Origin of the sequence: Psychrobacter sp. AOP5-GZ1-6, from assembly GCF_052376345.1 — a bacterium.
Taxonomy (GTDB): Bacteria; Pseudomonadota; Gammaproteobacteria; order Pseudomonadales; family Moraxellaceae; genus Psychrobacter.
Genome location: NZ_JBQSVP010000028.1, coordinates 1 through 13,347 on the forward strand (window position 1 = coordinate 1; position 13,347 = coordinate 13,347).

General features: G+C 42.3%; 11 protein-coding genes. 8 read left to right on the forward strand and 3 right to left on the reverse strand.

All coding sequences use genetic code 11. The features are described from left to right. The 3 genes from ACT3RN_RS05780 to ACT3RN_RS05790 form a co-directional block, all read left to right on the forward strand. A partial coding sequence (locus tag ACT3RN_RS05780; protein ID WP_444518519.1) for a hypothetical protein occupies window positions 1–1,068 on the forward strand: 1,068 nt, incomplete at its 5' end. Between the two features lie 428 nt (window positions 1,069–1,496). Beyond that, entirely contained in the window at window positions 1,497–2,285 is a 789-nt protein-coding gene (locus tag ACT3RN_RS05785; RefSeq protein ID WP_192992051.1) for an SDR family NAD(P)-dependent oxidoreductase, read from the forward strand. A 213-nt stretch (window positions 2,286–2,498) separates the two neighbouring features. After that, on the forward strand, window positions 2,499–2,831 hold the full coding sequence (locus ACT3RN_RS05790) for a hypothetical protein (protein WP_192992052.1): 333 nt from the start codon (window positions 2,499–2,501) through the stop codon (window positions 2,829–2,831). Between the two features lie 165 nt (window positions 2,832–2,996). On the opposite strand, the gene ACT3RN_RS05795 is transcribed toward ACT3RN_RS05790, so the two are convergent. After that, the gene (locus ACT3RN_RS05795; RefSeq protein WP_442060739.1) at window positions 2,997–3,812 is read right to left on the reverse strand and encodes a BPSS1780 family membrane protein; all 816 of its coding nucleotides are present in this window, start codon (window positions 3,810–3,812) and stop codon (window positions 2,997–2,999) included. A 197-nt stretch (window positions 3,813–4,009) separates the two neighbouring features. After that, on the reverse strand, window positions 4,010–5,029 hold the full coding sequence (gene hemH, locus ACT3RN_RS05800; protein ID WP_444518520.1) for a ferrochelatase: 1,020 nt from the start codon (window positions 5,027–5,029) through the stop codon (window positions 4,010–4,012). Window positions 5,030–5,599: 570 nt separating this feature from the next. On the opposite strand from hemH, the gene metX reads away from it, so the two are divergent. The 4 genes from metX to trhO all read left to right on the forward strand — a co-directional run bounded on the left by metX (window position 5,600) and on the right by trhO (window position 9,917). Next, entirely contained in the window at window positions 5,600–6,946 is a 1,347-nt protein-coding gene (gene metX / locus ACT3RN_RS05805) for a homoserine O-acetyltransferase MetX (RefSeq protein WP_192992060.1), read from the forward strand. Then, a complete protein-coding gene (gene metW, locus ACT3RN_RS05810) occupies window positions 6,943–7,560 on the forward strand; it encodes a methionine biosynthesis protein MetW (protein ID WP_192992055.1) in 618 nt (205 codons plus the stop codon). Before metX ends, metW begins: the two co-directional genes overlap by 4 nt. A 342-nt stretch (window positions 7,561–7,902) precedes the next feature. Further along, window positions 7,903–8,484: a tetratricopeptide repeat protein gene (locus ACT3RN_RS05815; protein WP_192992056.1), complete on the forward strand. Its 582-nt coding sequence runs from the start codon at window positions 7,903–7,905 to the stop codon at window positions 8,482–8,484. 359 nt (window positions 8,485–8,843) lie between these two features. Continuing rightward, the gene (gene trhO / locus ACT3RN_RS05820) at window positions 8,844–9,917 is read left to right on the forward strand and encodes an oxygen-dependent tRNA uridine(34) hydroxylase TrhO (RefSeq protein ID WP_192992057.1); all 1,074 of its coding nucleotides are present in this window, start codon (window positions 8,844–8,846) and stop codon (window positions 9,915–9,917) included. A gap of 303 nt (window positions 9,918–10,220) precedes the next feature. On the opposite strand, the gene serA is transcribed toward trhO, so the two are convergent. Then, window positions 10,221–11,447, reverse strand: a complete 1,227-nt coding sequence (serA, locus tag ACT3RN_RS05825) for a phosphoglycerate dehydrogenase (RefSeq protein WP_442073023.1) — start codon at window positions 11,445–11,447, stop codon at window positions 10,221–10,223. Between the two features lie 374 nt (window positions 11,448–11,821). Between serA and ACT3RN_RS05830 the strand changes: the two genes are divergently transcribed. Further along, entirely contained in the window at window positions 11,822–13,264 is a 1,443-nt protein-coding gene (locus ACT3RN_RS05830; protein WP_442073024.1) for an FAD-binding oxidoreductase, read from the forward strand. The last annotated feature ends 83 nt before the right edge of the window (window positions 13,265–13,347 follow it).

Sequence of the window (13,347 nt, forward strand, 5' to 3'; positions counted from 1 at the left end):
GTTACCACAGAACCTGAAGCGGTCGCGTCTGTCACATCACAAACGGACTTTCCCTCTAGTGACGCTAACCCTAGTCGTGATGAAAATCTCGAACAACTTGGCTATCAATCTACCGACATCTCTACCGAGCAACCCTTGCCACCAGTACCAGAAGAGCAAGACTGGACAGATGAGCGCCGTGAAGATGTTCAAGAGCAATTGCACGAATGGGCACACAAAATGGATGGCTGGTTTGGTGAACCTGATCCGAAAGAACCTGCCAAAGCCAGCTTGCGAGTTGTGCTAGACACACGTTGGGCCAACGACCCAAAGACAGGTAGCGACGTCACTGTCGAGCCTAGAATTCGTGGTCGCTTGCAGTTACCTGTGCTAGAAAAACGACTCAGCCTAATTATCGGTGATGAATATTTGGATGACGATACCTTTTTGAAGCAAGGCACGACTGGCGATACTTACCAAGTGAGTAATAGCAAAGACCGACTTATCGACTCTCGCAAAACTCGAGAAGACAACGCCTCTATCGCACTGCGTTGGTCACGTTTTACCGATGATATCGAAGACCAGTTAGGCGTAAAAACAGATGTGGACGTCGGGGTTCGCTCAATCGACGATCCTTATGTCAAAGTCAGTATCGACAAGGACTGGTACGAAAGTAAAAACCTAGGCATAAGTACCGACAGCTATTATCGCTATGGGCTTGATAGCGAACACTATGCCAAAGGCGCACTCGACCTACAATATGGCAAAAACAAAAATCGATTTATCAATAACCGTACTACCGTTCGCTATCGTAATGAAGATAATGAAGAGCGCAAAGATTGGAGTAACGACCTCAGACAAGTCCATTATTTAGGTCACGAAAAACAACTTTCTTATGGTGTCTCTGCCAGCGGTTACTTTGAAAGTGACAAATCAGGATTAAACAGTTATGGTCCGGCTATCAGCTACCGCCAACCCGTCTGGCGCAAGTGGCTTTATGTCCAGACCGAGCTAAATTATTATAATGATGAAATAGAAGATAAAGACCATTATCCTTCTGCCCTACTACGTATGGAAGCTTTGTTTTAAGAAACGCTGTCTTGAGAAGCATTGCTTTGATACGATAGACAACCGATTATATCTATGCAAATTTGCTATACTCTAGGGCATGTTCTCAATTCAATCGATAGTTATCTAAATGGGTTAAAAATAGCTAAATCTTGCCAAACGGCGTCAAATAGCTGACTAATATCTCGATATTATCTGCGCTATCTTCTTTGTTTGACGGCAATTTATCTCATTTTTATCACCATTTTTAAAATGAGGACACGCCCTAGTCAAAGAACTCTAAAATGGCTACAAGGCAGCCGACTGCAGATCGTACAAGTAGTACTTCTAAGTAGGCTAACACTGTAGCGGTTTAGTCGTTCGCTAACTATAAATATAATCTCGAGGAATCACCTATCTAATGTCTGACCTCGGTTTACTCATGATTAACAACCATTAAGTCACTTATTATGAACATATTGATTACAGGCGCATCGCGTGGTATTGGCTTGGCCACAGCCAAAAAACTGGCAGAAAAAGGCCATCACGTTGGCTTGTTTGCAACCAATACAGCGACTCTTGCAGAAGCGGTGAAAGACAAAGCGTTTAAAAAGCCGCTCAAAAAACAGCGCGTCATCACAGGTCAGTTAGATGTAACGCAACCTGATTCATGGGACGATGCCATCAGTCAAATGATTGATAATTTTGGCAGTATCGATGCTCTAGTTAATAATGCAGGCGTACTGGTCAGCGGTACATTAGCAACCACTAGCTTAGATGAGCAGTTGGCTTTAATCGATGTTAATTGTAAAGGCGTACTCATCGGCTGTCATAAACTGGCGCCTTATCTGGCCGATAGTAAAGACGGCAAGATTATTAATGTATCGTCTGCGTCTGCTATCTATGGTCAGCCTGAAGTTGCTAACTACTCTGCTAGTAAGTTTTTTGTACGTGGGCTTACTGAAGGTCTCAATATTGAGTATGGAAACTTAGGAATTAAGGTTATTGATGTGATGCCTTTATGGGTCAAATCAGACATGACAGCGGACATCGAAGTGACAAGTATTGATCGTTTAGGAATCAACCTAAATGTCGATGATGTGGCCAAAACATTGTGCAAACTAACCACCAGCCCTAATCGCAAACTAAAACGTACACATTACTCTGTGGGCATACCAGCGAAAATTTTTCAGGCAGTATCACAAGTCACACCAGACTCTGTCATACGTTGGGTCAATACCAAAGTTGGTGCAAAGTAGCGCGTCAGTCTAACAACACCACATCCCTTAAATCATAAAAAAATGGCTGCTGAATTTTCGGTGGCCATTTTTTTACTGCGATTTTCCTTACATTTTTTGAACATCCTGTGACACCTTGCTACTACCAGTAATTATGATAACTCGCCATACTAACTATGGTAAATACAATTATTTTTCAGAAAGATAATCACCAATAATAATAAGGATGCCATTATGAAAAATACCAAAAGCCCACTACCAGAAGAGATGGATCATATCGAAGGTGACAGCAATATTAACGATAACAGTCAAGAAATTGATTTAGACAACCCTATGTTGCATACCATTGATAATGACGACGTAATTGACAACAGTGCAGGGTTTGATAACTCACAAGTCGGTAGCGATGCTACACAAGGTCTCACACCTATACACCGCCAGAATATAGATGAATCACGTGTGGACGAAGTATTGGTCGACGACAATCTAGATGACAGTGACTATCCTAGTATCGTGGATATTGCCGATAGAGAGGCGGCAGAATACAGTAATCGTAATGATAAATAGAAATAACTTAAAAAATAACTTAAAGGTATTAAAAATAGCTTAGCATCAGAAAAAACGAAGCAGTAACCTAAATATAAAAAGCACGCCCAATGTGATTGAGCGTGCTTTTTTGTTGATGATGAAATAAATTAAATTTCACTAAAAATCATCTGTACCAAACATGACTTACTCTACTGATAATGGCTGATCAGTCCACACATCGCGGTAGCTGGTGTAGTAGGTAATCATGCCTATTGGAAACAGCACCAGTATGGCAAGCCCAAGAGTAAAAATAACCGCTAATATCGTAAGTATAGGAGCCACTATCCCAAAAACTAAAAACGGTAGGATGTTTTTCAAACACCCTTTAAAGCTCATCTTCATTGCCTCAACAGGATCGATGTCGTGAAGCACAATCAAAGTAGGTGCAAACCATATCGCCATAAATACGGGGAGTAATAGTGCAGCAGCGAATAATCCACCTACTAAAATACCCATCACTGCGGTATCACTTGGCTGCTGAGCCAAAGAAAAGACCATACCACCAAATATAAGTACCATAGGGATCATCACAACAATGATAGCTACTAAATACAATATGAATAGTATAATTAATGGTTTAAGGTGCGTATAAAAAGCTGAAAATAAATGATCGAATTTCAGCTCCCTATTTGCAGCTTGATCAGCACATCCTTTTATTATTCCTCCAATAAACACAAAAGATATAAAAGGAAAGATGAAATTTAAAACAGGAATACTACTACCGATAACAGCGATAATTAGGTAAGCGACACCAATCGCTAACCACAATAAGAATTGATCTTTGAATATCATAAAAGCTTGAGTGAGCCAACTTATACCACACCCTGCTGGGCACATTCGCGGCTCTGCTAATAACTGCGGTAATAAATTACCATATTCATCCATTGACGGTAAATTAGGCGGTTGACCATTAGGTTTTTGCAATGATATAGAATTCAGTGAATCGTCAAGGCTAGACATGTTTGTCCTTAAAAAATAAAGTCGCACGGATATGTTAAACAAATAGCGCAACACAGAATTTGTTTTGCATATTGTTACATACTAGCAACATAAAATCTCAACTTTATTTTAATAAAGACAGTTTATGAAATTATTAGCAAAAAAAATACCGAACATTATATCCGGTATTTTATATCTAGCTATTTTGAGCTGATTATTTACGCCCAACCATCTAACGTACCTGCCCAACCTTTCACCAATGGCGCACTGAGTGCTTCAAGCAAGTCAATATGCGCGTCATCAAGATTGAGTGCTGGAATATAATGATATTCTTGCCCGCCGGCATTGAGGAAATTGTCACGGTTTTCGATCGCGAGCTCTTCTAATGTTTCTAAACAATCAGCAGAAAATGCTGGACTGATGACTTGTACCGAGCGCACGCCAGATTTTCCCCAATCGTCCAATACCACATCCGTATACGGCTTGACCCACTCTTGCTTACCAAAACGCGACTGGAAACTAATAATCCATTCATCTTTTGTTAGACCGAGCGCTTGAGCCACTTGCGCGGCTGTACACTTACAACGCTTGGGATATGGATCACCTTTGTCAGCATAAGGCTGCGGAATACCATGAAAGCTAAACATTAGCTTTTCAGGTTTGCCATGCTCTGCCTGAAAACGACGAATCGAATCTGCCAATGCTTGAATATAAAGTGGATGCGCAAAGTAATCTTTGACGATGGTATAGTTCGGCAAATTACGCTGCTTTAGCGTCCACTTCGTTAGCGCATCATAGACCGCACCACCTGAGGACGCTGAGTACTGCGGAAATAACGGCAAGATAACAAAATGATCCACGCCCTCAGCACGCAAATTATCCATCACATCAGGCAACCCAGGATTACCATAACTCATTGCAGAATGCACAGACACTCGAAACGGTGCGGCAATATTTACTAACCGCGGCGCTAACATCTCAACTTGGCTGTTTAATATCTTACGAATCGGCGAATCGCCTTCCCAAATACTGGCATACGCTTTTGCCACACGTTTCGGACGACTGGGCAGTACGAATAAATTGAGAATAATCGCCCATAAAAACTTGGGAATCTCAATCACGCGTGGATCTGACAGAAACTGTTTTAGGTAACGACGCACGGCAGGCGCGGTTGGCTCATCTGGCGTACCTAGATTCACTAATAAGACGGCAATACGTGGTGGCAGTTCAGGTTTCATAGCAGCATTATTCTATTATGTTGATTAGAGAAGATATTGGGTGAATGAGAAAAAGTATTGGCTTAGATAAAGCAGTTATGGACAAAGCGATTATGTAGCAAACCATTATGAAGTCACCATTAAATAAACGCTTTGTCAGTGTAGCATTTTACCCCTTAATGACGCAGGGTAAAAGTGTGTCAATACAATTTGATACGCAATTGCTCTATACCCATTCAGCCTGCATAAATTACCCGTTACACCTCTATCTATAGCCGACTTAAGACAAAGTAGATATGACAATTTAGATATAAGAAAGGCAGATAAAGCACAACAAATATTGGATAAAATAAACCTGACTCTATCTTTGATTTATATAGAATAGGAGATATGATAAAAAACCTAGCTCGAAAGACACTGTATGGAGGTTGTACTCATTCGCGCATCACCATACAATAGACAAGCATGGCCATAAGGCATGTTGCCATATTATTTTTACTTTATCGATGACAGTTGTCTTGCGAGGTAGCTTTGAACGCACGCCCTAATAATACCAGTGACCAATCCCCCACAGATAAATCAGATGCTGCCATTTCAGCAGACTCGGTAGGTATCGTCACACCGCAGATTTTTCATTTCGATGAACCGTTGACCTTGGAGTGCAACCGTACTCTACCCTCTTTTGACCTGATTATTGAAACTTACGGCACGCTCAATGATGACAAATCCAATGCTATTTTGATTTGTCATGCGCTGTCTGGCAGCCATCATGCTGCAGGTTTTCATAGTGCCGATGATAAAAAGGCAGGCTGGTGGGACAACATGATTGGTCCCAATAAAGCAATTGATACCAATCAATTTTATGTGGTCTGCGTCAACAACATTGGCAGCTGTTTTGGCTCAACTGGCCCCACCTCTATCAATCCAGATAGTGTCAGCTTAGATGATAGTGTCGAACCACCCGTTTATGGTCCTGACTTTCCACTGGTGACGATTAAAGACTGGGTAAAAACCCAAGCCATGCTGTCAGACCGTTTGGGAATTGAAGTCTGGCACGCCATTGTTGGCGGATCAATGGGCGGTATGCAAGCACTGCAATGGTCAGTCGACTATCCAAATAGGCTCAAACGCTGTGTCATCATTGCCAGTACGCCCAAACTATCGGCGCAAAACATTGCTTTTAACGAAGTGGCGCGTCAGTCTATATTGTCTGACCCTGACTTCAAAGATGGTCGCTACTTACAAGCAGGCACCTACCCTCGTCGTGGACTGATATTGGCACGCATGGTCGGTCACATTACCTATTTGACTGATGATGCGATGAAAGCCAAATTTGGCCGTGATTTAAAATCTGGTAAATTCATGTACGGCTATGATGTCGAGTTTCAAGTCGAGAGCTACTTGCGCTATCAGGGTGAGCGCTTTAGTGAAAACTTTGATGCCAACACCTATTTGCTGATGACCAAAGCCCTCGACTACTTTGACCCGACACGCGATTATGCCAGTGACACAGATGAGCCGTCTCCTTTGCCCCAGTCAATACATAGCACTACATCTACTATAAAAGCAGCAGATATCGATGACTCTGATAGTACAAAGCGCTCAGACGCTGAAGATAATGGTACAAATTCAGAAAATGATATCAAACAAGCTCGCCACCAAGAACTCATGGCATTAAAAGCCGCTTTGGCGCATACCCAATGTCAATACTTAGTAGTATCATTCACAACCGACTGGCGCTTTTCACCAGAGCGTTCACAAGAGATAGTAGACGCATTGATGGCTACAGGCAAACCTGTCAACTATATCAATGTTGATGCACCGCATGGCCATGATTCTTTCTTATTTGATATTCCACGCTACATGGGTGCCGTCAAAGGGTTTTTAACAGCACCATTTATTTCTGGCAAAAACATTGCCACAGGAGACCGCTCATGAGAATGGATCATCAGTTGGCTGAGCGTTGGATTGCCCCGCAGTCTCATGTACTAGACTTGGGCTGCGGCAATGGAGAGCTACTCGCACACTTGCAACAGAGTCGCGGCGTGACTGGTTACGGGCTGGAGATTGATGAAGAAAAAATCAATGATGGCATCGCTAAAGGCTTGTCTATTATTGAGCAAGACCTTAACGATGGCCTAGCACGCTTCGCTGACAATAGCTTTGATACCGTAGTCATGGCGCGTGCACTACAAGCCGTGAAGTCACCGGATGTGTTGCTGCTCGACATGTTGCGAGTTGCGCGCGAAGCCGTAATTACCTTCCCCAACTTTGCTCATTGGCAAAACCGGCTGCATCTCGGCTTAAAAGGAATGATGCCCGTGTCCGAAGCATTGCCTTACGAGTGGTTTGACACACCTAACATCCATTTATGTACGTTCAAAGACTTTGAGAAGCTGTGCGCCAAACATGACATTCAAATTGTCAACCGTTTTGCAGTGAGCGACTCTGATAAAGGTCACAGCCCATTGATGACCACGTTAATCAAACAAGCGCCCAATCTGCTGGCTGACGTTGCTATTTATAGAGTTACCAAACGTACATCGAGTTAGCAGGTGATAAATACGTTTTTTTGATGATTCGACTAGCAATGTACGCATATTATTAACTGTATGATTTTGTTACAAACTATATAGAGGTGATTACCGTTAACTTAGGTAATTAATATTTGAGTTTCGTAAACTTGGGTGGTAAGCTAGCAAAATAGTGTTGGTGACCCCTCAATTTTGACCACCCGTCGCTTTGATTAAGGTGAGCTGATACACAACTATCTATTATATTGCTAACGATTAGGTAAGTTTATACTGCAAATACTGCCTAATAGTTATCACCGTCTAAATCCTTTTAGCGGTGCCACTTTATTTGCTTATTAACTGCCTACTCTTGGAGCTGCTATGAAATTATTAAAAGCTGCGTTGTTTACTGCATTGTTTTCGTGTGCAGGTCTTGCCAACGCTGAGTTAATATCAAACGTACCACTTGATACTTCACGGTTTGAGCTGATGCCTATCAGTGAATTATCTAACCGTGCGGCTCAAGGTAACGATCATGCCCAATTCTATCTAGCCAAACGCTTACAAAAAGGCGAAGGCGTTGCGCAAAACACTCAACAAGCCATCCAATGGTACACCAAAGCGGCCGAGCAAGGCGTTGCTCCTGCTCAGTTGAACTTGGCTATCATGTACTTACGTGGTGAAGGTGTTAAACCAAATCTACAACAAGCCCGTGTTTGGTTAGAAAAAGCCGCCATGCGTGGTGATAACCGTGCCAGCTATACGCTTGCTTTGTTAGATGAAAAGCAAGAAAACTTAGTTGATGCCTATAAATGGTACGACTTGGCTGCACGTGATGGCATGCTAGACGAAAAAGTTCGTACCAAAGCCCGTGGCAAAATCGGTCAATTGGCCTTGAACTTATCAAGCTCAGACATTGCTAGTGCTCGTAGCCAAGCGGATAGCTGGTTTCAAAGTAAGTAATATTCGACTTTACGCAGTAAATATAAAAAAGCTCAGTATTTTACTGGGCTTTTTTTGTTTCTTATCTTATTCATAAATGGTTGAATGCTCTCCACAATATCAAGCTAAGCATGGCAAACTATTCAAAACTCTAGCTAAATTTGCTACACTACGCGCGCATTATCTAATTCCACAATTAGACTAGTGTTATAACCCATTTTGAACTGACAAAGTCTATTTCAAATGAATGCGATATAAGGAAGCCGAGCGCAGATTGTATCCAGAGTACATCAAACGAGTATGGCAAAATAGCGTGTTTATTTGAACTAAACTGTTAACCCAACGCACTAGGTTTACGACCTAGCCAGCAGGAGAAAAACATGAGCACCACTCAAGACAGTAGCACCCAAGACCACATTGCAACTGATAACAAAGCAGCGCCGGCCTACGACAGTGTCACTAACAATATCGTCGTGGCAGCACTCTACAAGTTCACACGCTTTACTGACTTTGAGCAGTATCGTGAGCCTATCTTAAATACCATGCTCGATAACGACGTAAAAGGTACCTTGTTACTTGCAAGCGAAGGCATTAACGGCACGATTTCTGGTACACGCCAAGGTATCGATACCGTCCTTGATTACCTACGCAGTATCGAAGCGATTGGTACATTTACCTTTAAAGAGTCTTATACCGATGCTCAGCCTTTTTATCGTACTAAGGTCAAACTCAAAAAAGAAATCGTCACCATGGGCGTCGAAAACATCGATCCTTTGCAATCGGTCGGCCGCTATGTCAAACCAAGTGAATGGAATGCGCTAATCTCTGACCCTGATGTGGTTTTGATTGATACCCGTAACGATTATGAAGTACAGATTGGCACCTTTAAAAATGCTGTCAATCCAAACACTGAAACCTTCCGCGAGTTTCCAGAATACGTGGCAAAAGAGATGGATCCAGCTAAGCATAAAAAAGTTGCTATGTTCTGCACAGGTGGTATCCGCTGCGAAAAATCTACTGCTTATATGCGCGAACAAGGGTTTGAAGAGGTTTATCACTTGGAGGGCGGAATCCTAAAATATCTAGAAGAAGTGCCAGCCAGCGACTCTATGTGGGAAGGTGATTGTTTTGTCTTTGACAATCGCGTGTCAGTCAATCACAACTTAGAAAAAGGCAACTACGAGCAATGCTTTGCTTGCCGTATGCCAATTACCGTCGATGACATGCAAAGCGCTGCCTATATTAAAGGCGAGTCTTGCCCGCACTGTATCGATAAAGCGACTGACGAACAAAAAGCACGCTTCCGTGAGCGCGAGCATCAAATGCAACTGGCCAAACAACGTGGCGAGGCTCATATTGGTAGCGATGTCATGGATGTCATCGAAAAACGCAAAGTAGCCAAAGCTGAAGCACGCCGCAAGGCTGAAGCAGCTAACAAAGCAAAAGCAGGATAAATCGAGTTATTAGGGCATGTCCTCAATTCAATCGATAGTTATCTAAATGGGTTAAAAATAGCTAAATCTTGCCAAACGGCGTCAAATAGCTGACTAATATCTCGATATTATCTGCGCTATTTTCCTTGTTTGACGGCAATTTATCTCATTTTTATCACCATTTTTAAAATGAGGACACGCCCTAGAGTGTGCCAAATATTCAACATACACTCATTCAGCTTTGAACATAACTAAAAAAAGAGAGGCTCTAATCAATAGAGCCTCTCTTTTTTGGTATTTACTTAAAGCTAAGTAATGCTAAGTTTAGAACAAGATACGTACGCGAATGGTTTCTTCTACGTCTTTTAATTGATCTAGTGCAGCACTTGAATCGTTATAATCTACATCCATCACTAGATAACCAACATCACCTTCAGTCATTAAGCTTTGCGCTAAAATGTTGATATGCGCTTCAGCAAACAAGCGGTTAATCTGTGAAAGTACGCCTGGCACGTTTTTATGGATATGTAGCAGACGATGCGAATGCTCTTTGAATGGAATAGAAACTTCTGGGAAGTTGACGGCAGTCGCTGTATCACCTTGATCAGAGTATCTAACAAACTTGTCTGCTACTTCTAGCCCAATGTTAGCCTGCGCTTCTTGGGTTGAGCCACCGATATGTGGTGTCAAAATCACGTTATCAAACTTACGCAATGGTGATTCAAACTCTTGATCAGCAGATTTTGGCTCTTTTGGGAACACATCAATGGCTGCACCCAATAATTTGCCTGACTCTAGTACAGCAGCAAGATCATCAATATCTACACAAGTACCGCGTGCGGCATTGATAAAGTAGCTGCCTTCTTTCATTTGAGCAAACTGCTCAGCTTTCATCATATAGCGGGTGCTTGGTACATCAGGCACATGCAATGTCACGATATCAGCAGTTGATAATAACTCTTCTAAGCTACCCACCTGCACGGCATTACCTAGTGGCAATTTAGTCACGGCATCATGATAAATAACTTTCATACCGAAGCTTTCTGCCAATACAGATAGCTGTGAGCCAATAGAGCCATAACCGACGATACCGATGGTTTTGCCACGCACTTCATGTGAGTTAGTTGCAGACTTACCCCAGCCACCGCGATGTACAGTAGCGTTCTTTTCAGGAATACCGCGATATAGCATAATGGCTTCAGCCAATACCAGCTCAGCCACCGAACGTGTGTTCGAGAATGGCGCGTTAAACACTGGAATACCCAAATCACGTGCTGCATCTAAATCTACTTGATTGGTACCGATACAAAAACAGCCAATACCGATCAGCTTATGCGCGTGCTCAAGCACTTCGCGGGTCAGTTGCGTACGCGAACGAATACCGATGAAGTGAGCATCTTTGATTTTTTCAATCAGCTCGTCTTGATCTAAAGCGTGACTGATATTTTCGATGTTGTTATAGCCCGCACCTTCCAATACTTTTAACGCATTGGCATGTAGGCCTTCAAGCAATAAAAACCGGATTTTGTCTTTTTGTAGTGATAACGCCATGTGGGAACTGTCCTATAATTGTCTTATAAAATTATCTGAAGGATAACCTCTGAGGGAGGAAACGAAAACAGTATAGATATCTTACACAAAATTCGATGCTGATGTTAGCAGATTAGATGAATTATTGATTATCTAGACTGAATTTTTTTATGCTATAGTAATTCATATCCTATAATGTTTATTAAATTGTTTGTTTACTATTTACGCACATGTTCGCCCGTGCCATCATATCACCCTACCAATACCACCGTAACCAACTTCTATTTATATAACACTAATCACATCAGCATACCTATACAGGTACGTTGGTATCCATTTAGCGATATAATAGTACTATTTATACATAGCGCTTACGTTTATACCGAGATTTGACCATGACTTCTTTATCTAGCCAAAGCACATCTGAAACACATACCGCAGCTGTTCAAACTATTTTAAGCACGCTCACTGATAGCCATCAGTTTGATGCCAGCCAAATCAAAACCGATGCTGAAAGTTTAGAGCATTGGGGCAAAGACTGGACCAAGCACTTTGCGCCTGCCGCTGCTGCGATTGTCTTTCCAAAAACCACTGAGCAAGTACAATCTATCGTGTTACTTGCCAATGAACACAATGTGGTATTGACACCAAGTGGTGGTCGTACTGGTCTGTCTGCTGGCGCGGTCGCTGCCAATGGCGAAATTGTGGTCAGCATGGATAAGATGAACCGTATCGGGCAGTTCTATCCTGCCGATCGCATGGTCGAAATCGAAGCAGGTGTCGTCACTCAGCAATTGCAAGAATTTGCAGAGTCTAAAGATCTGTACTACCCTGTCGACTTTGCCTCAGCAGGCTCTAGCCAAATCGGTGGCAACATCGGCACCAACGCTGGTGGTATTAAAGTGATTCGCTATGGCATGACCCGTCAATGGATTATGGGACTGACCGTTGTTACAGGTAAGGGTGATATTTTGCATCTTAACCGCGGTATGGTAAAAAACGCCACGGGTTATGATTTACGCCAACTGTTTATCGGTAGTGAAGGCACACTTGGTCTCGTTACTCATGCACAAATCAAGCTTGAGCGTCAGCCACAAGACTTAAACGTCATGGTGCTAGGCATGGACAGCTTTAACGATGTGATGAATGTACTCTCCGCCTTTCAAGCGAAGATTGACTTAACTGCTTTTGAATTTTTCGATGATGTCGCGATTGATAAACTAATGGCACATGGTCAAGTACAAGAGCCATTTGAGTCACGTACCAAGTTTTATACGCTACTAGAGTTTGAAGCGCCATACGAGCCTATCATGGATAAAGCCATGGCGATATTTGAGCATTGTATGGAACAAGGCTGGGTCGTCGATGGTGTCATGAGCCAAAGCTTAGCGCAAGCTGAAGAGCTGTGGAAGCTTCGCGAATATATCTCTGAGACCATCTCAGTGTTTACCCCTTATAAAAACGACGTATCCGTACTCATCAGTTATGTGCCTGAATTTATCGCTGAGATTGATGACATTGTCAGTAGTAACTATCCTGACTTTGAAGTCTGCTGGTTCGGTCATATCGGTGATGGCAATCTACATCTTAATATTCTAAAGCCTGAAAACATGAGTAAGGATGATTTCTTTGCAGAATGTCAGGTCGTTAATAAACACGTGTTTGAAACGGTACAAAAATATGGCGGTTCGGTTTCGGCTGAGCATGGCGTGGGTATGACTAAAAAGCCGTACTTAAACTATAGCCGGAGCGAGACTGAGATTGAATATTTACAAGAGGTAAAAAAAGTCTTTGATCCTAATAATATTATGAATCGTGGTAAGATTTTTGACATGTAATACGTAATGGGCTGATTACTCACGATATTGAGAGTATCTTAAACGTTTAACCTACCCTTAATAAAAAAGACGCTAATCCATGG

Coding starts and splice junctions, on each gene's coding strand:
- ACT3RN_RS05785 (WP_192992051.1), top strand. CDS start 1,497: ATGAACATATTGATTACAGGCGCATCGCGTGGTATTGGCTTGGCCACA.
- ACT3RN_RS05790 (WP_192992052.1), top strand. CDS start 2,499: ATGAAAAATACCAAAAGCCCACTACCAGAAGAGATGGATCATATCGAA.
- ACT3RN_RS05795 (WP_442060739.1), bottom strand. CDS start 3,812: ATGTCTAGCCTTGACGATTCACTGAATTCTATATCATTGCAAAAACCT.
- hemH (WP_444518520.1), bottom strand. CDS start 5,029: ATGAAACCTGAACTGCCACCACGTATTGCCGTCTTATTAGTGAATCTA.
- metW (WP_192992055.1), top strand. CDS start 6,943: ATGAGAATGGATCATCAGTTGGCTGAGCGTTGGATTGCCCCGCAGTCT.
- ACT3RN_RS05815 (WP_192992056.1), top strand. CDS start 7,903: ATGAAATTATTAAAAGCTGCGTTGTTTACTGCATTGTTTTCGTGTGCA.
- trhO (WP_192992057.1), top strand. CDS start 8,844: ATGAGCACCACTCAAGACAGTAGCACCCAAGACCACATTGCAACTGAT.
- serA (WP_442073023.1), bottom strand. CDS start 11,447: ATGGCGTTATCACTACAAAAAGACAAAATCCGGTTTTTATTGCTTGAA.
- ACT3RN_RS05830 (WP_442073024.1), top strand. CDS start 11,822: ATGACTTCTTTATCTAGCCAAAGCACATCTGAAACACATACCGCAGCT.